Annotated in this window: 22 protein-coding genes, 1 tRNA gene, 2 pseudogenes and 1 riboswitch; of the genes and pseudogenes, 16 read left to right on the top strand and 9 right to left on the bottom strand. The window is 41.8% G+C overall.

The annotated features are described in order from the left end of the window. Nucleotides 1–204: 204 nt before the first annotated feature. A complete protein-coding gene (locus AC5JM2_RS34875; RefSeq protein WP_495840716.1) occupies nucleotides 205–1,281 on the bottom strand; it encodes a Gfo/Idh/MocA family oxidoreductase in 1,077 nt (358 codons plus the stop codon). A gap of 488 nt (nucleotides 1,282–1,769) precedes the next feature. On the opposite strand from AC5JM2_RS34875, the gene queC reads away from it, so the two are divergent. Next, the gene (queC, locus tag AC5JM2_RS34870; protein WP_495840632.1) at nucleotides 1,770–2,447 is read left to right on the top strand and encodes a 7-cyano-7-deazaguanine synthase QueC; all 678 of its coding nucleotides are present in this window, start codon (nucleotides 1,770–1,772) and stop codon (nucleotides 2,445–2,447) included. A gap of 70 nt (nucleotides 2,448–2,517) precedes the next feature. Here queC and AC5JM2_RS34865 read toward each other — a convergent pair whose 3' ends face one another. Together AC5JM2_RS34865 and AC5JM2_RS34860 are read right to left on the bottom strand one after the other, a co-directional pair. Continuing rightward, a complete protein-coding gene (locus AC5JM2_RS34865) occupies nucleotides 2,518–3,903 on the bottom strand; it encodes a hemolysin family protein (RefSeq protein WP_495840630.1) in 1,386 nt (461 codons plus the stop codon). Nucleotides 3,904–3,947: 44 nt separating this feature from the next. Beyond that, a complete protein-coding gene (locus AC5JM2_RS34860; protein ID WP_495840628.1) occupies nucleotides 3,948–4,652 on the bottom strand; it encodes a hypothetical protein in 705 nt (234 codons plus the stop codon). Nucleotides 4,653–4,840: 188 nt separating this feature from the next. Here AC5JM2_RS34860 and AC5JM2_RS34855 point away from each other — a divergent pair. Next, nucleotides 4,841–4,913: transfer RNA gene (locus tag AC5JM2_RS34855), tRNA-Ile, on the top strand. Between the two features lie 164 nt (nucleotides 4,914–5,077). Beyond that, nucleotides 5,078–5,701 carry an orotate phosphoribosyltransferase gene (pyrE, locus tag AC5JM2_RS34850; RefSeq protein WP_495840626.1) on the top strand — a complete coding sequence of 208 codons (624 nt, stop codon included), beginning with the start codon at nucleotides 5,078–5,080 and terminating at the stop codon, nucleotides 5,699–5,701. 64 nt (nucleotides 5,702–5,765) lie between these two features. Here pyrE and thiC read toward each other — a convergent pair whose 3' ends face one another. Then, on the bottom strand, nucleotides 5,766–7,145 hold the full coding sequence (gene thiC / locus AC5JM2_RS34845; protein WP_495840625.1) for a phosphomethylpyrimidine synthase: 1,380 nt from the start codon (nucleotides 7,143–7,145) through the stop codon (nucleotides 5,766–5,768). A 7-nt stretch (nucleotides 7,146–7,152) separates the two neighbouring features. Beyond that, a riboswitch (TPP riboswitch) is annotated at nucleotides 7,153–7,248 on the bottom strand. 168 nt (nucleotides 7,249–7,416) lie between these two features. On the opposite strand from thiC, the gene AC5JM2_RS34840 reads away from it, so the two are divergent. From AC5JM2_RS34840 to AC5JM2_RS34820, 5 genes and pseudogenes are all read left to right on the top strand, one after another. Next, entirely contained in the window at nucleotides 7,417–7,566 is a 150-nt protein-coding gene (locus AC5JM2_RS34840; RefSeq protein WP_495840623.1) for a hypothetical protein, read from the top strand. 56 nt (nucleotides 7,567–7,622) lie between these two features. After that, nucleotides 7,623–7,805 (top strand): annotated as a pseudogene (locus AC5JM2_RS34835) (type II toxin-antitoxin system HicA family toxin); the annotation flags it as partial. A 5-nt stretch (nucleotides 7,806–7,810) separates the two neighbouring features. Next, nucleotides 7,811–8,017, top strand: coding sequence for a type II toxin-antitoxin system HicB family antitoxin (locus AC5JM2_RS34830; RefSeq protein ID WP_495840621.1), 207 nt, complete (start codon nucleotides 7,811–7,813; stop codon nucleotides 8,015–8,017). 272 nt (nucleotides 8,018–8,289) lie between these two features. Then, nucleotides 8,290–8,487 (top strand): hypothetical protein, encoded by a 198-nt coding sequence (locus AC5JM2_RS34825; RefSeq protein WP_495840619.1) that lies wholly within the window; start codon nucleotides 8,290–8,292, stop codon nucleotides 8,485–8,487. Then, nucleotides 8,487–8,740, top strand: a pseudogene (locus AC5JM2_RS34820) (ParE family toxin-like protein). The gene AC5JM2_RS34825 and the pseudogene AC5JM2_RS34820 overlap by 1 nt, the downstream one beginning before the upstream one ends. A 236-nt stretch (nucleotides 8,741–8,976) precedes the next feature. Here AC5JM2_RS34820 and AC5JM2_RS34815 read toward each other — a convergent pair. Both AC5JM2_RS34815 and AC5JM2_RS34810 read right to left on the bottom strand, forming a co-directional pair. Beyond that, nucleotides 8,977–9,576: a hypothetical protein gene (locus AC5JM2_RS34815; RefSeq protein WP_495840617.1), complete on the bottom strand. Its 600-nt coding sequence runs from the start codon at nucleotides 9,574–9,576 to the stop codon at nucleotides 8,977–8,979. A 154-nt stretch (nucleotides 9,577–9,730) separates the two neighbouring features. Continuing rightward, nucleotides 9,731–10,075 carry a hypothetical protein gene (locus tag AC5JM2_RS34810; protein ID WP_495840615.1) on the bottom strand — a complete coding sequence of 115 codons (345 nt, stop codon included), beginning with the start codon at nucleotides 10,073–10,075 and terminating at the stop codon, nucleotides 9,731–9,733. 726 nt (nucleotides 10,076–10,801) lie between these two features. Here AC5JM2_RS34810 and AC5JM2_RS34805 point away from each other — a divergent pair. From AC5JM2_RS34805 to AC5JM2_RS34790, 4 genes are all read left to right on the top strand, one after another. Continuing rightward, complete coding sequence (locus AC5JM2_RS34805) at nucleotides 10,802–11,440, top strand: helix-turn-helix transcriptional regulator (protein WP_495840613.1); 639 nt, start codon at nucleotides 10,802–10,804, stop codon at nucleotides 11,438–11,440. 267 nt (nucleotides 11,441–11,707) lie between these two features. Further along, entirely contained in the window at nucleotides 11,708–12,316 is a 609-nt protein-coding gene (locus AC5JM2_RS34800; protein WP_495840611.1) for an rRNA large subunit pseudouridine synthase E, read from the top strand. Between the two features lie 335 nt (nucleotides 12,317–12,651). Continuing rightward, nucleotides 12,652–14,610 carry a serine/threonine phosphatase gene (locus tag AC5JM2_RS34795; RefSeq protein ID WP_495840610.1) on the top strand — a complete coding sequence of 653 codons (1,959 nt, stop codon included), beginning with the start codon at nucleotides 12,652–12,654 and terminating at the stop codon, nucleotides 14,608–14,610. 143 nt (nucleotides 14,611–14,753) lie between these two features. Further along, nucleotides 14,754–15,977, top strand: coding sequence for a protein kinase domain-containing protein (locus tag AC5JM2_RS34790; RefSeq protein ID WP_495840608.1), 1,224 nt, complete (start codon nucleotides 14,754–14,756; stop codon nucleotides 15,975–15,977). Nucleotides 15,978–16,023: 46 nt separating this feature from the next. Here the strand turns inward: AC5JM2_RS34790 and AC5JM2_RS34785 are convergent, their stop codons facing one another. Both AC5JM2_RS34785 and AC5JM2_RS34780 read right to left on the bottom strand, forming a co-directional pair. Further along, the gene (locus AC5JM2_RS34785) at nucleotides 16,024–16,245 is read right to left on the bottom strand and encodes a DUF4327 family protein (RefSeq protein WP_169267854.1); all 222 of its coding nucleotides are present in this window, start codon (nucleotides 16,243–16,245) and stop codon (nucleotides 16,024–16,026) included. Nucleotides 16,246–16,965: 720 nt separating this feature from the next. Beyond that, entirely contained in the window at nucleotides 16,966–17,508 is a 543-nt protein-coding gene (locus tag AC5JM2_RS34780; RefSeq protein WP_495840606.1) for a type IV pilin-like G/H family protein, read from the bottom strand. A 203-nt stretch (nucleotides 17,509–17,711) separates the two neighbouring features. Between AC5JM2_RS34780 and trxB the strand changes: the two genes are divergently transcribed. Beyond that, nucleotides 17,712–19,085 carry a thioredoxin-disulfide reductase gene (gene trxB / locus AC5JM2_RS34775; RefSeq protein WP_495840604.1) on the top strand — a complete coding sequence of 458 codons (1,374 nt, stop codon included), beginning with the start codon at nucleotides 17,712–17,714 and terminating at the stop codon, nucleotides 19,083–19,085. Between the two features lie 52 nt (nucleotides 19,086–19,137). On the opposite strand, the gene AC5JM2_RS34770 is transcribed toward trxB, so the two are convergent. Then, entirely contained in the window at nucleotides 19,138–19,320 is a 183-nt protein-coding gene (locus tag AC5JM2_RS34770; RefSeq protein ID WP_495840603.1) for a hypothetical protein, read from the bottom strand. A gap of 441 nt (nucleotides 19,321–19,761) precedes the next feature. Here AC5JM2_RS34770 and AC5JM2_RS34765 point away from each other — a divergent pair, with 441 nt between their 5' ends. The 3 genes from AC5JM2_RS34765 to AC5JM2_RS34755 all read left to right on the top strand — a co-directional run bounded on the left by AC5JM2_RS34765 (nucleotide 19,762) and on the right by AC5JM2_RS34755 (nucleotide 22,132). Then, complete coding sequence (locus AC5JM2_RS34765) at nucleotides 19,762–20,652, top strand: ABC transporter permease (RefSeq protein ID WP_495840602.1); 891 nt, start codon at nucleotides 19,762–19,764, stop codon at nucleotides 20,650–20,652. Nucleotides 20,653–20,773: 121 nt separating this feature from the next. Then, nucleotides 20,774–20,977 carry a hypothetical protein gene (locus AC5JM2_RS34760; protein WP_495840601.1) on the top strand — a complete coding sequence of 68 codons (204 nt, stop codon included), beginning with the start codon at nucleotides 20,774–20,776 and terminating at the stop codon, nucleotides 20,975–20,977. Between the two features lie 234 nt (nucleotides 20,978–21,211). Next, nucleotides 21,212–22,132, top strand: a complete 921-nt coding sequence (locus tag AC5JM2_RS34755) for an ROK family protein (protein WP_495840600.1) — start codon at nucleotides 21,212–21,214, stop codon at nucleotides 22,130–22,132. Nucleotides 22,133–22,193 lie beyond the last annotated feature (61 nt).

The following is a 22,193-nucleotide window of genomic DNA, read 5'->3' as shown; positions in this document are numbered from 1 at the left end:
TTTGAAAGAGTTTTTGCGTAAGTCCTAATCTAAATACTTTTTAGCTAATTTTGTGAAAAAATACACTTTACATAAATGAAAAAGGGTATGGGTTACAGGTTGTGGATGATAACGAGATTTTATTGTCTCGCCCCCTACAACCGATCCCCCATTCCCTTTCTATACATTATTGATGTACCCTGCTGTTAACTGTCTTTTGTTCCCTTAAACAGTGGGTGTCAAAGATTGCACTTTTGGTTCAGATTGCCAATCTAATGGGTTCCAAACACGATCTTCCAAAGCCATCTGCTCAACTAAGCTTGCCAATCTCAAGGCTTTGAGTGCTTGTTCTCCACCAACTGAAGGTTGATTACCTCCACGCACACAGTTGACAAAATGCTCCAACTCTGCCCCTAACTTGTCAGTATTGCTTGTAGAAACTCTTTCAATCACGCCATCCTGTCTGTAAAGTGCTTGCCGATAATCGTTAGTGTGTCGATGAACCAAAATTTCATTTCTAAGAAAATCTGCCTCAGTGAAGGAGTTTTTACAATGGGCAACAATACGGCGGATTTTGCAGTGAGTCACTTTACTGGCTGTCACAGTAGCAACAATACCATTGGCAAACCCTAAAGTAGCAGTTACGTAATCTAAATAACCAGAGTCTAATGTACGATTCCCACTAGCTGTTAACTTTACTACAGGTGCTGCCGCTAATTCCAAAAGGAGGTCGATGTCATGAATCATTAAATCCAAAACAACTGAGACATCGTTTGCCCTACTTGAATATGGACTGGTACGATGTGCCTCTAGCGCCAGCACTTCCTCGGTTTTCAACACCTTGCTCAATTCTTGAAATGCTGGACTGAACCGCTCTATATGACCTACTTGTAAAATACATTGAGAATCGGCGGCAGCATTTACGAGTGATTCGGCTTCAGATATACTGGCTGCGATTGGCTTTTCAATCAGAACATGAATTCCCGCCAAAAGACAGTTGATTCCAACAGCGTAATGCAAACGCGTGGGTACGGCAATACAAACTGCCTGTACATGCGGCAGGAGATCGCAATAATCTTCAAAAAAGCGTACCTTGTACTTGCTGGCTGTTTCTAATCCTCGTTCAACATTTATATCTGCTACACCAACAAGTTCAACGTCCTTCATTGAACTCAGTACTCGGACGTGATGCTGTCCCATATTACCCACGCCGATCACGCCTATGCGGATCGGTCGTGGATAATTGCGCTGTACTTGACCATTTTGTTCTCCCACTGACATACTTCTATTCTGCACTGTTATTCTCTCCTCAACCACCACACTTAGAGACGTTATAGTCCTTGAACTTGATACTCAGCTACCAATCACTATGCGTCTAAAACCATCCAGATGGTAACATAGAGGTTCTATTTATGAAGAATTTCAAAGTTTATTGTGAGTTCCCGCCATATGACTCGCTTTTATAAGAAGTGTTTAAATTGATGCTTTTTTTGTACTTTACAAAAACTATAATCACTTTTTTTATTAGCTTTTGAACATAACTAGGACGTTAGTCAAGTGCTCTTTGTTTCACAAAAAAATGATTACCGAATAGTAAATCTACAATAAAGCAGGAGGTGGTAGCCCCTAATTTTTAGTTACGGGTGCGGCTCAATTGGCTGACACAATCATTATTAGTAGATTTGAGACTGAAGTTAAAAGTTCCAGATTGTGCTTCCTCCCACACCTGTTCTTTGTAGCGTATCCGAAAGACACAAATACTGGGTTTCTACACGTATAGCAAGTTGATTATGAAAGCTGTCATTTTATTATCTGGTGGTTTAGACTCTTCTACGGTTTTATACCAAGCGATCGCCGATGGTTATAACTGCCACACCATTTCTTTTGATTACCAACAGCGACATCGACGAGAGTTAGACTCAGCTTTGGCAATTGCTGAAAAAGCAGGCGTGGTAGACCAGCAATTAGTCAAGTTTGATTTAAGACAATGGGGTGGTTCGGCTCTTACGGATGATGCTATAGAATTACCACTAAAGCGTGACATAGAGGAAATGTCTCAAAATATTCCGGTTACCTATGTTCCAGCTCGCAACACCATCTTTTTAAGTTTTGCCCTTGGTTATGCTGAAACGATTTCGGCTCAGTGTGTTTACATAGGTGTTAACGCTCTAGATTATTCTGGGTATCCTGATTGTCGTCCTGACTACATCCAAGCAATGCAGGAAGTGTTTCGTTTAGGAACAAAACAAGGACGCGAAGGGCAAAGCATTTCCATCAATACACCCTTAATTCAGCTAAAAAAAACTGAAATTATCCAACTCGGGAATAGATTGGGTGTTCCTTGGGAACTCACATGGTCTTGCTATCAAGGAGGCGATGTTGCTTGTGGTGTCTGTGATTCTTGCCGGTTGCGTCTTGCAGCTTTTGCAGAACTGGGATTGAAAGACCCATTGGCTTATGCGAAGTAGGGGTGTAAGGGTATAAGGGGAGTGGCTCCCCAATACCCCTACACCCCTACACCCCTACACCCCTATACCCTTAGTTTGTTGACTCCTGCAACCGTCGCACCTGAATTTGATGTAAGCGTGGTCCAGTGACTGAGATGACGGTAAATTCTAGATTTTCATAGCGAAAGATTTCGCTAAGGCTGGGAACTTTCTGTAACTGGTAAAGTAAAAACCCTCCTAAAGTTTGGTATTCTTTTCTCAAGGGCAAATCGAGATGCAAAACCTCATTCAGGTCTTCCAGATTTGTTTGAGCCTGCACAAGAAAAGTTTGCTCGTCTAAAATCTTGATAAGCAAATCGTTAGTGGTGTCTGGTTCGCCTCGATTACCGATGATTTGAGCAATAATGTCTTGGATCGTAACCAATCCCACAGTTGCACCAAATTCATCAACTACCATCACCATAGTTGGTTCCTCTCGCTGCATTGTTGGCAAGAGTTCCTTTAAGGGAGTATGTTCTGGGACAAATCTTGCAGGACGTATCCAGGGCTGAATTTGTGTTTCTAAAGTTATCTTTCTTAAAGCTAAAGGTTTTGCCAAGTCTTTGAAGTAAACTATGCCGCGAATATCATCCAAGGATTCTCCAATAATAGGGTAGCAAGAGTAACCTGTAGCTATTACTTCCTGTAGAAAAGTCGCAAAAGTAGCGATTTTTGGCAAAGCGATAACGCTGGTGCGAGGAACCATGACTGCTTGTACTGTCTCGTCCCCAAACTCAAAGACGTTTTTGAGTAGTTGTCGTTCTTGTGCTTGTAACCCACTAGATTCACGTTCTGTGGAAATAATGAGTTGTAATTCTTCAGGTGTAACAGGCGGCTTCCAACTTTGACCTGTGTATTTAATACCAAAAAGTCGTAATAGCCAGCGAGTTGATTGGTTAAGAATCCAGATAAAAGGGCTGAAAAATCTGACAGTTGCTCTGATCGAAGGTCCTAAAAATTTTGCCAGTTGTTCTGAATAGAGTATAGATACTGATTTAGGACAGAGTTCTCCTAAAACTATTTGCAAATAAGCTATGAAAAAAAAGGCAATTGGAATTGATAGAGAATGAGCGATGACTATACTCATTCCTATAGGTAGAGGTAAAGATAGTAGCCATGATTTTACAAGCACAACGATGGTGCTTTCCCCAATCCAGCCTAGTGCCAAACTAGAGAGAGTAATACCTAGTTGAGTTGTCGATAGCAATCGATCCATACTGTGTTGCAAAACTTCAACGGCGATCGCCTGAATATCCCCAGCCTCCACCAGTTGATGGATGCGCGATCGCCGCACTGTCACCATAGAAAATTCTGCTGTTACAAAAAAGGCATTGATAGCAATCAGCAGTAGCACTGATAACAATCGCAGCCCCACATCTGTCCAACTGAAGCTAAGAAAAGCACTCACTGTTGAAGCCGTATAATACTGATGCCCCATGAATCTTTTTCTTAGTGGTTAGTTGTGCTACTCACCACTAATATTTATCTTTCTACGGGAATATTTGACACTTCTAGGCGTAATCTTTGAGCAGGATAATCTGTCAGGGCGAGTGAAATACGCTTGACATTATCAAGTAAAGGCGCAGGAATGCTCACTGTACCAGAAACAGAAGGTCCATTTACCGGCAATTCAGATGGTAAACCCTCTGTGCTCGCACTTAAGGTTCGTCCTTTATCATCTGATACATCCAAAAAACTATATAGGAAGCGTACAGAATCTTTGCCTTTGTTCTGCATTTGTACTTTTAAAAGCAAAGCACCACCAGAAAAGCGAGCAGATTGTACAGAAAGGTTAACACCTTCGCTTTGGGCGTTAATGGGAAATCCTTCCTGAGGCTTTTCTTGTTCAGTGGCGGGCGTTGATTTTTGATCTTTCTTGGCCTTGCTGGTATTTACCTGCTCATCATCATCATCTTTTTTTCTAGATTTGGCAGCTTTAGTTTTGCCCTCAATTCGCGATTTGACAATTTTCAGGATTTCATCCTCCTTGAGAAAAGCAACCCCTGTGTGTTGCTCGTTAGTTGATTTAGTGCTGGAAAATTTGCTGGTAGGACGAGCATCTGGTGCTGTAACACCTTTGAGTGCTGCACTTCCTAAAGTAAATCCCCAAAATGCACTTACAGAACCAGCCCCCAACATCAGAACTAGCAAAATCAAAGTCAGAAGTACCGTAGAATTTAGTTTCATTGCCAACAAGTCATTGCAAAAGAATGCTGGTCTATTTAAAAGTATCGAAGCTATTTACTTCAATTTCTAGAGGAGCTTAATCAATATTAGTCTCCACTACTGTCACGTCAAACTATATGGTATGAAAATCTGGTATCTTATATTAATATTGTCAAATTCTATTGACTTGTGCTATACTCTAAACTCGACCAGGGTTGGCCGAGCGGTTGAGGCAGCGAACTCATAATTCGCGCTAGGCAGGTTCAACTCCTGCACCCTGGATTTAAAAATAGTCAGAAAAAACTTTTTGGATTTCCCGTAAGGAAGTGACCAGCATTCCTGAGTCGGGTTTGAAAAAAACAAATCACAGACTCAGCACTTGTTGTTGGGATGTCTGAGAAGTATATTTTTGTCATTATGAGCGGAACGTAGTGGAGCGTATTGTGATGACATATCAAGCCAAAACTCATGCCCAAGCGAATATTGGGGCAACAACTACTGATTTAGTAACCATTAGCCAATATTTACTCGATTTACTTTGTCAACTGGCATATAAAGAAGGTGATTTTGTCCTCTCCTCAGGACAGCGTAGTTCTTACTATATCAACGGCAAGCAAGTAACACTTCATCCTCAAGGCGCTTTGGCAATTGGTCGTATTCTCCTATCTATGCTGCCATTAGAGACTCAAGCAGTTGCTGGTTTAACATTAGGAGCAGATCCGATTGTCAGCGCTGTCAGTGTGGTTTCTGCATATGAAAATCGACCGATACCAGCATTAATTATTCGTAAGGAAGCCAAGGGACATGGAACAAGGGCATATATTGAAGGTCCCAGTTTGCCAGAAGGGGCAAAAGTAGTAGTTTTGGAAGATGTGGTTACAACTGGACAATCTGCTATGAAAGCCGTTGACCGACTTAGAGAGGCAGGTTATACCGTGACTCAAGTGATTTCCCTAGTAGATCGTCAACAAGGAGGAGCCGAATTCTACCAAAAAGCAGGCTTGCAGTTTGAGGCAGTGTATACGATTAAGGAAATTCAAGAGCGATATCGACAGTTTATAAACAGTTAGTGGTAGTTGGTAGTAGTTAGTTTTCTACTACCAGCTAATTACTGTGACTAACTATTGCCAATTCCTAACTTTGGGTTACCGTCACCTTATCCTTTGCTAAGAACTTCTCAAGTTCTGTGAGTGCATCAGCATCAACTTTGGTTTGCATGGGGCAGAATTTGGGACCACACATTGAACAAAACTCAGCAGTTTTGTAAATGTCTGCTGGTAGAGTTTCGTCGTGGTACTCCCTCGCTCTTTCCGGATCGAGTGATAATTCAAACTGACGGTTCCAGTCGAAGTTGTAACGGGCGCGGGAGAGTTCATCGTCTCTATCTCTTGCACCTGGGCGGTGTCTGGCTATATCTGCGGCATGAGCTGCTATCTTATAAGCAATCAAACCATTCCTGACATCTTCAGGATTGGGCAAGCCCAAGTGTTCTTTTGGTGTAACATAGCACAACATTGCAGTACCGTACCAACCAGCCATTGCTGCCCCAATTGCTGAGGTGATGTGGTCGTAACCGGGGGCGATGTCCGTTACCAATGGTCCGAGCACGTAGAAAGGCGCTTCAGAACACTCTTCCATCTGCTTTTTGACGTTGAACTCAATTTGATCCATTGGAACGTGTCCAGGACCTTCTACCATGACCTGTACATCATCCTCCCAAGCTTTACGAGTTACTTGTCCGAGAGTTTTGAGTTCCGCTAATTGTGCATCATCAGATGCATCATGGGTACAACCAGGACGCAGGGAATCACCAAAACTGAAGGAAACGTCATATTTCTTAAAGATTTCAATGATGTCGCGCAAGTGGGTATAAAGTGGGTTTTGCTTGTGATGAGCGAGCATCCATCTTGCCAAAATACCTCCGCCGCGAGACACAATGCCAGTGAGGCGACTTCTGACTAAAGGCAAATGCTCAATCAAAATCCCAGCGTGGATAGTCATGTAATCGACACCCTGCTGGGCGTGTTTCTCAATCACATGCAGAAAGTCCTCTGGTGTCAGCTTTTCAATATTGCCGTGGACGCTTTCTAAAGCTTGATAAACTGGTACTGTCCCAATTGGTACTGGTGAAGCTTTGATAATCGCAGTGCGAATTTCATCCAAGTTTCCGCCACCAGTGGACAAATCCATTACGGTATCAGCACCATACTTCACCGCTAGATTCAGCTTTGCCACTTCTTCGTCAAGATTGGAAGAGTTGGGAGAAGCACCGATATTGGCATTAACCTTACACTTGGAGGCTATACCAATACACATTGGTTCCAAGTTCGTGTGGTTAATGTTAGCAGGGATAATCATCCGTCCCCGTGCGACTTCGTCTTTGACGAGATCCACGGGGAGGTTTTCCCGCTGCGCGACATAATGCATTTCTTGTGTGATGACACCCTGACGTGCATAATGCATTTGAGTGACATTGCTCTGCCCACGACGCTTGGCAACCCATTCAGTCCGCATATTTGATTTCCTCGATAAACAGCTTCCCTCCGCCGGTATTACCCGGATTCAGGTGTTAAGAGTGTAATCTCAGCCTGATATACAGGCACCCCTAGCATAAGAAATCATCTTAGCATTTTCGTTATGGGTCGGAACAAGGAAGTTAAAAATTTGTAAGGTGACTTTCGCTGACGCGCAAATTCAAAATTCCAAAAAATAATTTTATGACTGATGTATTGATAAAAATTATTATCTATCAGAAAAATATTACCTAACTTCCCAAAGTTTAATAGTGCCTTCGCTACCAATACTGAATTATCAACGTCAGCTTTCCTATTTGGTATTGATAGCTGTTACAAGTCTTGCCAACCCAGCAACTTCCTTCGGCGAAATGACAATTACTGAGTGGAAAGCAGCAGGTTTACTAATTAAAATAAAATGAAAGTCAAAGAAATAATTAAAATGATAGAAAATGATGGCTGATATTTAGCAAGAACAAAGGGAAGTCATCGTCAATACAAACATCTGACAAAATCAGGTTTAGTTACGGTTCCTGGAAAATTATCTGATGATTTAGCACTTGGTACATTAAACAGTATTTTGAAACAAGCTCAATTAAAAAGTTCAACTGAAAAAATCGAAAATAAAGAATATCAAGAAGATATAGAAAATCAGGAATAAAATTAATGCGTTACGCAATAGTAATTGAGAAAGCTACTAATAATTATTCTGCTTATGTTCCTGACTTACCTGGATGTGTGGCTACAGGTTTAACGATAGAAGAAACTGAGGAACAAATAAAAGAAGCTATTGCTTTTCATTTAGAAGGATTACGCGAGGAAGGTTTACCAATTCCCGAACCAACAACTCTTTGTCAATACGTCGAGGCATAATTAGGAATTTAAATCGAGCATTAGATGTAGAAGTAGAAAAGGGGATATTGTGGTTTTGGATTGGCACACACGCGGAATACGAAAAATTAATAGGCAAATAATGGAGAATTGGTGCGATCTTCTGTTCGCGTAGCGTGCGCTTTGTGCACAAGGCAAGCGAAGCTATCGCAATCCTAAATCATTCATGAGAAATTTGGAAACAATTGGGCGAAACATAGACAGCAAAACCAAGGTTTACGATAGAATCGACTAGTGAAGTAGATTCATTGATTATGACACTGGAACAGCTAGAAGCCGCCATCCTGACACTTCCGCCTGATGAGTTTCAAAAATTGATGAAATGGTTTTTAGATTTAGATTATCAGCGTTGGGATAAACAGTTAGAAGAAGATATTGCTAATGCTAAGTTAGAAGAATTAGCTCAAGAAGCCATAGGAGATTTTAAAGCAGGTAACTATCGACAAATTTAATGCATTATACAACTGGTCGGTTTTGGGAATGTTACGATAAATTGCCTGAGGGTGTGCAACAGTTACTGACCAATGTTACGAGTTACTGAAAGCCGATCCAACTCATCCATCTCTCCATTTTAAAAAAGTTGGTAAGTATTGGTCAGTACGAGCGGGACAAAACTATCGAGCATTGGGTGTAGAAGTAGAAAAGGGGATATTGTGGTTTTGGATTGGCACACATGCGGAATACGAGAAATTAATAGGCAAATAGTGGAGGATTGGTGCGATCACGCTCTTAACCTTAAAGTGAGAGCGATCGCCTAAAATAATGGTGTTATTGAGAGTGCGATCGCTCTGAGCAACCTACTAATTAATCGAATCATTCCTATGTGCTATCAGGACTATCACCAGTGCGATCGCATAAAGTTATCGTGGTGTTGGAAAGTGCGATCGCCTAAAATAATCGTGTTATCGAGAGTGCGATCGCTCTAATAATCTACAAATTATCTACTGAGCATTGCGACAAGCTTGAACAGCAGTTTGCTCGCTCACATCAGTTCGTACATCCTGCGTCTGCCAACCTCCAAATCCTTCATTAGGAAAGTGGCTACACCTAGGAAAACCACTACGAGTACAAACTAATTTACGCTCGTACATCAAGCGTTTCATACAGTCAGTAATAGCCTTTGGCGAACCTCCAGGGGTTGAAGGTGTAGTTGGATTTCCACCTGGGACAACGATTATTGTGTTGCTTGCAGGTATAGGATTATTTTCAGGAGTAGCACGACTTATTGCACAAGCACCAATAGCAGTCTCTTCACTCGTCTCAGTTCTCTTTCTACCGTAATCGCTGTTTCTGTAAAGCAAGGAATCAACACAATTTTGAATAGAACTTGCTTCTTGCTGAGTTGTTACTCCTTTGCAAACGCTTGTTACGGTTTCCTCGCTAAGTTCTGTTCTCTTTTTACCGTAATCGCTGTTTCTGTAAAGCAAAGAGTTAATACAACTACTTATTGGAGTGTCTGCTAAGGCAATTTGAGTTCCAATAATTGATGAAAATGGATAAATAATTGCACAGGATAGTAAAACGATTTTTAATCCTTTCATGGCTTATTTGCTACGTGTGTAAAAAACTGAGTGATTGCACAGAATTATCGTGTCGTAGAAAGCGATCACTTCCCATAGATCCCCGACAACTTTTGCGAAATCAGGGATCTATCCGGGGATCTGAATGATAGTTATTAGGGAAGTCTCCTAGGTATTATTTTTTTTGCGCTTCTTCAACGATTTTGTAACAACCACTATGTGCAACAGTAGCTGCTCCTGCTGTTACTACAACACCTGCTGCTGTTAAAGTAGCTGGTGATGCTGCTACAGCTCCTGCTACCGCACAACTTACTGGGACGGCTTTTTTGACAAATCTTCCACCTGCTGAATTTGGATTAGTTGGATCTACCCGTGGTCCAACTTTCCTTATTCCACTGTTTTTATTGGTAACATCGGCTTCCCTTATAATTTTTGGAGTTTTCCAAGCGTGGGCTGGTTGCTCTGTAACAACGCTACTTAAAAGGGGCAAAACTAAAATTAAAGCTAATACTTTTCTCATTGTGTATTCTCCTAGTAAAACTAATGTTTGCTTGCGATCGCTTCTCCTAATATCCCCTCTAAGAAGTTGGGGATATGAAGACTGCTTGAAGTAATAGACAAAACATAACCAACCCGCTCCCGCCAAGTCACCTAACGAGCATTAGCAATTTCCGCAACACAAAACCCCAGCTACACTAATACAGCAAGTAACATTACAGTATAAAAAATACTTACATCTAACCAAACAATAAACAATGAGTTTGATTGTTCGATTTTATCTGATGACTAATTATATAAAGCTTGTAAAATACTGATTTGAGAAGTTAACTTGAAATACACCAGACAGTGAACAAAACAGGACAAAAAGTACAAATCCTGGAGATATAGCCAGATCAAGTCCTTCATCTTGATTGTAAAGCGTTCGCGTAGCGGCGGCTTCCGCATCGCCTGGTAAAGAGTGCATTACTCCCAGCTAAACGCTAATTTTCGCTTTCAGCCTAAAACTAATTTTCGGATTTTTGGCAATTTGCACAGATGAAATGTTCCCGCGCAAAACTTAAATCACATCAGTACAGCAACTAACACTACAATACAAAAAATACTTATCTCAAAGCGATCGCCTAATCTTGATGAAGCTAATAGCCTTAATTAAACTGAATTCTAAAGATTATGTGTGTTTAAACAACTGTATTCATACTGCTATTTAAAATAACCATAAGGAAAATTTCTTGTGATCATAAGTGTTATGACATTACCTTCTCATCTGCGAAGCGATAATTTGTCACAGAAGTTTGCTGAAGCAAACGAGCATTGGAACCTGGATAAGTTATACCGAGATATTGCGAATGCCAAGCAGCAAGAAAGACGCAGGGAGTGCAAACAACTGACTCAGACTGAAAAAGCTTGTCTGCGGGGATTGCTTTCTGGTTACAGTCCAACTGAGATTGCTACGCAACTTAACCGCGAACCAAATGGATTGAGGGTTGAACTTTCCAGAGGTTTGTATCGATACATTGAGAATTCAACGGATACGTGTATAAAAGGTTGGTATAATATCTCGAAACTGCTGGAAAATACAGGTTACAAACTTCAATATAAAAGTAAAAAAAGCTACATTAACCAAGTGGAGGAACCCGCGTATGCAACTGGGTCTGTTACATCTAACGTCTCTACAATCCAAAATCCAAACCCTTCTATTTCTGCCCTTGGTAAGGAGCGATTCAAGAAAGGTGTTCATTGGAGCGAAGCAATTAATATGTCTTTGATTATACTTTCACTAGGATGTAGTCTAGATGGCAAAACGATAGGAAGCGGCAACATAGACGATATGATGAAATTACGAGAAGTTGAAATAGGTCAATATTGGCAAGACATACAAAAATGAGTACTAGTGTTAGGTTTCGTCTTCTTGGGCGATACAGTTGCTAGTGCTTGTTACTTATATCAGTGGTCTAAAATTACTTGTAACAATTTACTCCTCCCTCTGTCTGCTCTGCGCCTGCTGCTCTTCAAAAATAGGTATTCTTCTGGCGGTTCGAGAGTATGATCTAACTATCAAGCTTTAAGACTGTAAAACAGAGAAATGCTTAAATACGATTCAAGTGTCAATATGTAAGTCCTAAAATTTTTATTTTTATTTTTATTTTTACTCATGACTTACCGACACATTCTGTTTTACAAACCCTATGGTGTCCTCAGCCAGTTTACAAAAGACACTCCCACTCGTAGCACCCTCAAAGACTATATCGACATACCCGATATATATCCTGTGGGTCGTTTGGACTGGGACAGTGAGGGGTTAGTGCTATTAACCGATAACGGGCAATTGCAACATCGCCTCTGTCACCCTCAGTTTGGACACGAACGAACTTACTGGGTGCAGGTAGAACGAATTCCTGATGCTGCGGCTTTGACGCAGCTACAACAAGGTGTGACGATTCAAGATTACCGCACTCGATCAGCCTTAGTGGCGCTATTGCCAATAGAACCTTCTTTACCAGAACGCGATCCGCCGATTAGGTTTCGCAAAAATGTGCCGACAGCGTGGTTAGAAATGACTTTGACAGAGGGCAAAAATCGTCAGGTCAGGAGAATGACGGCGGCTGTGGGATTTCCGACTTTACGGCTAGTCAGGGTAAGCATTGCCCACTTACGGTTAGATAACCTACAACCAGGTCAATGGCGTGAGCTAAAATCTGGTGAACTCAAGTTGTTAGTTGATTTAGCTTTTGCAGCCTCAAGAAAGTTAAAAAGCAAATGAACAACGCTTTTAGATTATAACTAAAGTATGAGTGTAGTTATCATTGTAGAGTGTATCATCCCAAATCTAGTCACCTTTTGAGTTTCCGAAACCTAAAGATATGTGTTGAAATATGCGATCATGCTTAGTTTTCATGGCAATTTATTGTAAAAAAAAGCTAATCCCAATATCTCAAGTTTATAGTTAGTATGCGTCAAAATTAAGACTGCCACTAAAATTCGCCAAAAGAATCACAATATATTGTAGATCTACTGTAGGCAGGTGCTAACAAATGTGGCACTTTTGGATTGTAGTGGCTAGAAGCACCTTGGAACGGGAATTAAGGAACTTCCACAATGCTGATTTGCCCTCAGTGTAAATTTGAAAACCCCAATGCTAACAAATTCTGCCAACGCTGTGGCGCTTCACTGACTCACAAGGTCTGCCCTGAGTGCGGCACTCATTTGGCTTTAAATGCACAAGAATGTGATAACTGTGGCGCAGCATGCGGAAGCGTTTTGTGGGCAATTATTACAAAAGAAGAGACTTTGCCAGTTGCGGAGGATAAGGAAGATTTTGCTTCCTCATTTTCTTTATCTCCTCTATCAGCAGGTTCTTACTTAGACTCACAAAAGCGTTATCAGCTGCTAGAACCACTGCCAGCGTTACAGGAAATTGCTCCTAACACTGAAGTCAGTGTGAGAGTTCTAGACTGCCAACCATACCAAGTGTCACTCCTTGAGGTTATGCTGACAAATCAGCACAAGGGGTTAGTCATGGAATCAGTTGGGGTTGATAAAATTCCCAGTCTCGCCAAACCTTATATTGCCTTACGATCATGCTGCCATCTGGGAATACCGCCCATTCATGATGCTTGGCAGCAGGATGACATGCAGGTGGTACTCATCGAAGACCGCTCAAATTGGCATGAATTACTTGATTTGTGGCAGGATGATTCACTAAGCTCGTTACAAATTGTACGTTTTTTTAACCAGATGACCCAAATTTGGTCAGTACTGGAAAAAGCTCACTGCCGTCAAAGTTTGTTGGAATTGTCCAATCTGCGAGTTGATAAAAACCTATCATTAGCACTACAAAGATTGTATGTAGAATCACCAGACAACACAGCTACTCAGTTCTTAGAAAATGCAGAAGCTACAGTACCAGCGGCGACAGTTGCGCAGCCTTTAACAATCCAAGCTTTAGGGGGGGTTTGGCACGCACTTTTTAGACAGTCTCAACGCACTCAATTTGGCTCTGTTTTGCACCTACTCGGAGAGTTAGAACAAGGAAACATACAAACGCTAGCGCAGCTGCAATCATGTTTGGAAGATATTGTGTCTGAATTACAAGGCAATTCTACAAGCGTTTCAATTCCCTCTACATTGCCTAAGAGCAATGCTGCACCCACTGTATTGCAGTTAGATGACCAAGAGAATGAGACTGAATTCAAAACCGATGATAAGTCCACAGTTACGCAACACATGCAATTAATAAGCCTGGAAAATGCAGGACTTACCAATGTCGGACGTCAACGCGACCATAATGAAGACTATTTTGGTATTGATACAAAAGTATACAAGCTAGAATCACCCAACAGCCACACCTTGCAGGCGCGTGGTTTGTATATTCTGTGTGATGGAATGGGTGGGCACGCGGGTGGCGAGGTTGCTAGTGCCTTGGCTGTAAAATCTTTGCGCGAGTACTTTCAAACTCACTGGACTTCTAACCAACTGCCAACAGAAGATAATATTCGCGCAGCAGTGCGGCTAGCCAATCAAGCAATTTTCAATGTCAATCAACAGGATGCCCGTTCTGGTGTTGGGCGCATGGGCACAACTTTAGTTATGGTTTTAATCCAAGATACTCAAGTTGCGGTAGCTCATGTGGGAGATAGTCGTCTGTACCAGATCACTCGCAAAACAGGACTTGAACAAGTCACATTGGATCATGAAGTTGGTCAACGGGAAATTTCTCGGGGTGTGGAACGTAGTGTAGCATATTCGCGCTCTGATGCTTACCAGTTGACTCAAGCCCTTGGCCCTCGCGATGAACAGTCTATTATTCCCGATATCCAGTTTTTTGACATAAATGAAGATACCCTTTTTGTTCTTGCTTCAGATGGTTTATCAGATAATGATTTGCTGACTCTTCATGGGCAGAATTACTTAGCACCTTTGTTAAGTCATTCTGCCAATCTCGAAAGTGGCGTTCAAGCTTTAATTGATTTAGCAAACCATTACAATGGTCATGACAATATTACTGCTATACTTATTCGGGCAAGAGTGCATCCAAGTATAAAACAACAGCAATAATTGAAAATTACTGACAAGGATAAACAGGATTAACAGAGGGAGAGAGTAACAGAACAAGGGAAACTTCTGTTGCTTTCTTACTCCTTCTCCCCAACTCCTTGTTTGCCACTTTCTACTCCCTTCTCCTTTATTAAAAATTACCTATGGTCACGCTGACCCTATTAGAACCGCAACAAAAAACACCTCTTGAGCAGTGGCACTTTGATGACGAGTCCATCATTCGGGTTGGTCGTTCGGCAGATAATGACGTGGTTTTAACTGATAGTTTGGTGTCACGATATCATTTAGAACTCCGGCAAGTCAATTCGGATAAAAATGGCGGTTCTTGGCAGGTCATTAGTCAAGGCACTAATGGCACTTTTCTCAACGGCGTTTTAGTCACTCAAATTTTATTGTCAGATAACTCTGAACTGCAACTGGCGCAAAAAGGTCCAATTCTGAGATTTGAAATTAACAAGCAAACAACTCCACAATATTTTCCTTCTCCAGCGCTGCCTTATACAAGTTGCACTCATGAAGGAAACTCACCTAACAATTTGTTTTGTATCCACTGCGGTCAACCTTTGTCCATCATTCAGACAATTCGCCAATATCAGGTATTGCGAATTCTGGGACAGGGAGGTATGGGTACTACTTATCTAGCTTGGGATGGGCTAGGAAGAATAGCTGGACACCCACTATTGTTGGTGTTGAAGCAGATGAATGCTGATATGGCAAAAATTGCTAAGGCACAAGAGTTATTTGAACGAGAGGCAAATACTCTTAAATCCCTAAGCCATACTGGAATTCCTAAATATTATGACTCTTTTGTCGAAGGTGGAAAGAAATATTTGGCAATGGAATTAATTCATGGACAGGATTTGGAAAAACTAGTTTATTCAAAAGGACCAGTTGTCCCAAATCAAGCGATTAATTGGATGATTCAAACCTGCGATATTCTGGAATATCTCCATAGCCAACATCCACCACTGATTCACCGGGATATTAAACCGGCGAACCTCATGGTGCAAAACTATAATGATCGTATAGTTGTGCTGGACTTTGGCGCAGTCAAAGAGATTGCTACAACGCCTGGAACTCGTATTGGTGCAGAGGGCTATTGTGCCCCAGAACAAGAACGGGGACAACCCGTCACCCAATCCGATTTATATGCCATTGGACCTACACTTATTTTTTTACTGACTGGCGAAAGCCCTTTTAAGTTCTACCGCCAGAGAGGGCGAAGTTTCCGGTTTGAAGTCGCAAATGTGCCCACAATTACTCCCCAGTTACGGCAAGTAATTGACCGCGCCACAGAACCTTTGCCATGCGATCGCTATCAAACGGCGAAGGATTTAGTGGCTGCTTTAGCAGTGTGCAAAGTTTAGGAAAAGCTATAAGAAACAAGAAATAGAGACCCTATTGCCCTAATTCTTATTCTTCATCCCAAGCTTCCACAGCTAGCAATTCGCTTACTGGGTCTTGCATACTAAACCCGTAGTCAAGCAATTCTTGCTTCAAGTGCTGCCATTCATTGCCGAAGAGCAAAGCGATTTTCCAGATACTATCTGTGGGCTTGATAATATTAGAATCTGCGAGTGAACGCACATTACGCTGCAACTTCACCATTGGGTGAATAACTTGCTGCTTACTCATAACCTCGATTAAATTCAGATTTGGTTGGGTAAATGCTTAATCAAAACTGCTTTCCGTATTGGAATTCTTGCCGATGCGTGGAGCTTTTTACTTTGGCAAAGCAAGTCTCAACTTTCTAACTATATCATAACTTAACTCAAGTGAGTAACTATTTCATTGGCTTTTGTACGGTAATCCCCACCAGCTAGAGTTACATTTTCTTACCATAAAGTCGTTACTTTCGGCAGATTTCAAACAGTACCTACTTTAGTATTTTCCACAAACAACATGTTTTGGGCACGTTCAGAGGATATATGCAAAATGTTATTTTTTTCTTTCACCATGAACTATGCAAGTTTTAAAAAACTTATGTTACGAAAGGTTTTTTGAAGGTTTTCACGGAACAGTGAACTGTACAGTTAGCTGGAGTTATGCCGAATTATTTAGTTATATACGATATGTTAAACATCTAGCATTATTATATAGAGGTCAGAAAAATTTATCTAAAAATTTAATATTTTCAGCACAGACAAAAATTCTGGAAAATACACTCCAAAAGAAGGAAGACAGAAAAATCATACGTAAACAAGATTTTTTAGCGGTATAAAATTTTTAGATTAGTTGTCTTGCTAGAATTCAAACCAAAATAAAAGTGGATAGTTTGAACTACCCACTTTTATCAACGATTCAATTAGAGATTGATACAGCTAAATTTTTTAAGAGGACTGATTCCTTATAATATCAGTTAGGCGACTTATTTAGCTCCGTGTAGTTATCAGGGCATTTTGGTTCTGATGAGTTTGCGTTAGTTGTGCTATTAGGCTGCTGTGCTGTTCCTTTACCGATATTATTAGACTCACACAAGATGGCTAAAGTCGCTCCTTGTTGTTCTGATAAAATTACAACACCTGCGTAGGATTTGAGAGTGTCTTTCAAAGAAACGCCATTGTTGACAACAACCTGATTATTGGTACTTAGTTTACTTTCATACTGATAGTTCTCAGTTTTTAATTTAATACCAATCCCCAATTGACTTATATCCTTTGCGAACTGACCATTTTCCAAGTAATAAGCTTGCTGCGATCGGTTCATGGAACCCACATAGGTTTTAGCCTCTGATTGTTTTGCTTTGTTGGCTTGGCTAAGGAACGAGGGCAAAGCAATAGCAGATAGAATACTTATAATAATAATTACTACTAGGAGTTCAATAAGTGTGAAGCCCTCGTCCTGCTTTTTTTTCTTAAGGACGTAATGCAGTAACTTTGCTTTTATTTCCGGTTTCATAAGTAGCGTTACGTACAAGCTGAGATATAAATCGTACTTAATTAGTTATTCTCAGTTTCAAATCACTTCTCCGGGATGCTTTGGAGAGAGGGTGAGGTAATTGAGGCGCAACTTCGTCTTAGTATTTCCAGATTGGAGTTTTCTCTAACGCCCTGTCTGGTATGCTATACTAACTCATAGTCGTTATGAGTTTATATAAATATATGACTAATCCAACAATAGAAAACGTAGTAATTATCGGTTCTGGTCCAGCAGGGTATACAGCTGCTATTTACGCAGGACGAGCTAACCTCAAACCAGTTGTTTTTGAGGGTTTCCAAGCCGGGGGGTTACCTGGTGGTCAGTTGATGACAACGACTGAAGTGGAAAACTTTCCTGGGTTTCCCGAAGGAATTACCGGACCCGAACTGATGGATAAAATGAAAGCTCAAGCAGAACGCTGGGGGGCCGAGTTATATACAGAAGATGTTATTGAAGTTGATTTGAGTCAGCGTCCTTTTACAGTCCGCTCAGACGAACGGGAATTGAAAACCCACACCATTATCATCGCTACGGGTGCAACAGCAAAGCGCCTGGGTTTAGCCAGTGAACATCAATTCTGGAGCCGTGGGATTTCTGCTTGTGCTATCTGCGACGGTGCTACGCCAATTTTTCACGGAGCAGAATTAGCCGTGGTTGGTGGTGGTGACTCGGCGGCGGAAGAAGCGATTTACTTGACTAAGTACGGCTCGAAAGTGAATTTGCTGGTGCGAACCGAGAAGATGCGGGCTTCCAAAGCCATGCAAGACCGGGTTTTGAGTAATCCCAAAATCACAGTTCACCGCAACACAGAAGCAGTGGATGTGTTTGGGAACGACAAGCATATGGAAGGGATAAAAATCCACAACACTAAAACTGGCGAAGAGAGTGAACTGCACGTTAAAGGATTATTCTACGCCATCGGTCACAAACCCAATACATCTTTATTTAACGGACAACTGGAACTGGATGACGTGGGTTACATTGTCACCAAGCCTAGTTCTCCAGAAACAAGTGTAGAGGGCGTTTTCGCTGCAGGCGATGTACAAGATCATGAGTACCGCCAAGCAATTACCGCTGCTGGTAGTGGCTGTACGGCGGCGATGTTAGCAGAACGCTGGTTATCTTCGAGTGGCTTAATTCAAGAATTCCATCAAAAACCGGAAACTCCAAATAATGAACTAGAAGAGTTAGCCCAGAAGAAAACACAGGAACAACAAGCCGCTGAATTTGATTTGAATACAACCCGCCATCAGGGGGGTATTGCTTTGCGCAAGTTGTTCCATGAAAGCGATCGCCTCATTATCGTCAAATACGTCTCTCCTGGTTGTGGTCCTTGCCATACCCTCAAGCCCATCTTAAATAAAGTCGTCGATGAATTTGACGATAAAATTCACTTCGTTGAAATTGACATCGACAAAGACCGAGACATTGCTGAAAATGCTGGTGTTACAGGAACACCTACAGTTCAGTTCTTTAAGGATAAGGATCTGCTCAAGGAAGTCAAAGGCGTTAAGCAAAAGAGTGAGTACCGCCAATTGATTTCAAGTAATTTGTAGGTGATGAGTAAAAAACAAAGGAGATGAAGCAATTTCATCTCCCTACCTACCCCTACACCCTATCCTCAGCTAGCTCGAAAACGACTTCATGTTTGCTAGCGGGCTTTTGCTGACGTAATAACCGAAGGTATTCTTCTGCATCAACGCGACTTCGGTGGCGGCTGACGACTACCCTTTGTGACGGGGATAGTGAATTGATAACCGCCCAGGGTTTGAGGCGTTCTTGATAAGCCATAATGAGATTATCTTCTCGAAAAAATTAGGAGGCAGAGCCAGCGCTGTCACTTTCTAGGGTTAGGTGCTGGCTTCTGCTACTTTAAATGATATTATTCCCATGTTAAATAATGTAACAAATCTTTATAAGTAATTTAATTTTTGATACTGGACACGCTGGCCAAGACTGAGGGTGTAGGGGTGTAGGGGGAAAAAATCGTATTTTTTGTACAACGCCCTAGTGGAAAACCCTCCTGCATAGCGCTAGTCTCAGCAGATCCCTAGGTCGGGAAACCCTCCTGCTTTCCCTGGCTCTCCTATCCCAAAACCGACAGGGTAAGGCTTTCACCAATCACACCCCTACCCCCCTAATTGTTGATTTGTCTTTGCACCATTACATGAAACCATCTGATATGTAGAATGGTCATTTATAGCTGATAGCCGCGAACTCCTCCCTTCGTTTATGACCATTACGAAAAGTTTCCAACTAAGATTTTTACGGTTTCCCGAAAACCCCACCCTTTCCCAGCAACTGATGCTGATTGGGTTAACTATTACTCTATTTTTCGTGTTCCTAGCTATTTTCGCTCCATTACTTCAGCTATTGGGTTTGGTGCAAAACCCCATAGATTCCTTAAGTAACCCCATTCAAGAACCGCCATCACTTCAACATTGGTTTGGTACTAGCCGCGAAGGTTATGACGTCTTTTCCCGCACTCTATTTGGTGCTCAAGCCGCCTTGCAAGTTGTTTTATTGGCTACGGCGCTGAGTATGTTTATTGGTGTGCCTCTGGGTATGTTGAGCGGTTACGCAGGGGGTAGATTAGATAAAGCATTACTATTCGTTATGGATAGTATCTACACTCTACCGGGGCTGCTGCTTTCGATAACGCTAGCATTTATCGTGGGACGTGGAATCTTAAATGCGGCTCTCGCGATCAGCATTGCTTATGTACCACAGTATTATCGTGTTGTTCGCAACCACACTGTGAGTGTTAAAACTGAAGTGTTCATTGAAGCAGCACAAGCAATGGGTGCTAACACTTGGCAGGTTCTTTCTCGATACCTGTTTTTCAACGTGATTCAAAGCGTACCCGTACTTTTTACCCTTAACGCCGCTGACGCAATCTTGATTCTGGGAGGTTTGGGCTTTTTAGGGTTAGGGCTTCCAAGAGAAACGCCAGAATGGGGACGCGATTTACAACAAGCTTTGCAAGCGCTACCCGTTGGTGTTTGGTGGACTGCTCTTTTCCCCGGATTAGGGATGACAATAATGGTTGTGGGGCTGTCGCTACTTGGTGAAGGGTTAAATGAGTATATCAATCCGCGTTTACGAAAAGACATCCGGAAATAGTCGAGAGGGATTTGTTATTAAATAGTGGTTAGTCGTCAATACAACAACTAACAATAAAAAAATCATACTTGATATCGTTTGCTACCCTAATATCTGTTGTACTTATCATTGAGAGATTTGTGTGAAAGATAATTTTTCTTTAATTGCTGCCGCTGCTGGTGGCTTCATGCTTTCCGTTGCCCTGACTGGTGTTTTAAGAGGTGCGCCAGTCGCATCTTTAGAGGGTAACCCCAATTTTCATCCCCTGACTGTCGCTACTTTACAAGCCGCACCAAAGACTAGTGAAAATGTAGAAATTTTTGGTAGCAAAACTGGTAAAAAATAAAGTAGCAGATTTGGCAGGGGTGGCAACGAATTTTCTAGCCGATGTCGCAGATTGTTTGTTGAGCATTTGCTCATGCAGCCTCTTGCAAAAGTCAATTTCTTTGAATTGTTAATTGTGAGCGCCCAAGGGGCGCGATTACACGCCCGCAATGAATAAAAGAAACACCTTTTTCCCTATTCCCTGTTGCCTGTTGCCTGTTGCCTGTTGCCTGTGTTTCTTCAGAGGGGTTTGAAAGTGGCAGATTCTCAAGTCATTGGCATTGACTTAGGTGGAACAGCAATTAAGTTGGGGCGTGTTGCTACAAATGGCACTTGTTTACAATCGTTAACTGTAGCAACGCCGCAACCACCAACACCAGAAGCGGTTATGCTCGCAATGGTAGATGCTATTTCCATTCTGGAACGTTCCGCTAACGCTCAAGTTGACAACCAAAGTCATACTATTGCTATTGGTGTTGGGACTCCAGGACCAGCGGATGCAGCAGGACGTATTGCCAAAGTCGCCATAAACTTGCCAGGATGGTATGATGTTCCGTTAGCCGACTGGCTGGAAGCAAAGACAGGAAAACCTACCATTATCGCCAACGATGCTAACTGTGCAGGGTTGGGAGAAGCTTGGTTGGGAGTAGGTAGCCGCTTTCAAAATTTTATTCTACTCACTTTAGGAACTGGAGTGGGTGGTGCAATTATCTTGGATGGTAAACTGTTTATTGGTCATCTAGGCGCAGCAGGTGAGTTGGGATTAATCACCCTCAATCCAGATGGTCCAATGTGTAATAGTGGTAATCAAGGCTCTTTGGAGCAGCATTTGTCAGTTACAGCAATTCGTCGTTGTACGGGGAAAGAACCAGCAGAACTGTGCGCTCTTGCAAAAGCAGGAGATACAAAAGCATTGACTTTTTGGCAAGAATATGGTAGACGTTTAGGCATTGGATTGAGCAGTTTGATTTATGTGCTCACACCAGAAGCTGTTGTCATTGGTGGCGGAATGAGTGCAAGTGCTGAGTTTTTTATACCATCAGTCAAAGCAGAAATTGAGCGGAGAGTGCAGCTTACTTCACGTCTGGGTTTACAAATATTGCCAGCAGAGTTAGGCAACTTTGCTGGAATAGCAGGTGCTGCAAAGTTGGCTTTTTCAAAAGTAGGGCTGGTGTGAGTTATCAGTTATCAGTTATCAGTTATCAGTTATCAGTTATCAGTTATCAGTTATCAGTTAT

Source organism: Brasilonema angustatum (assembly GCF_059505445.1).
This window is presented reverse-complemented; position numbering and strand designations above follow the sequence as displayed.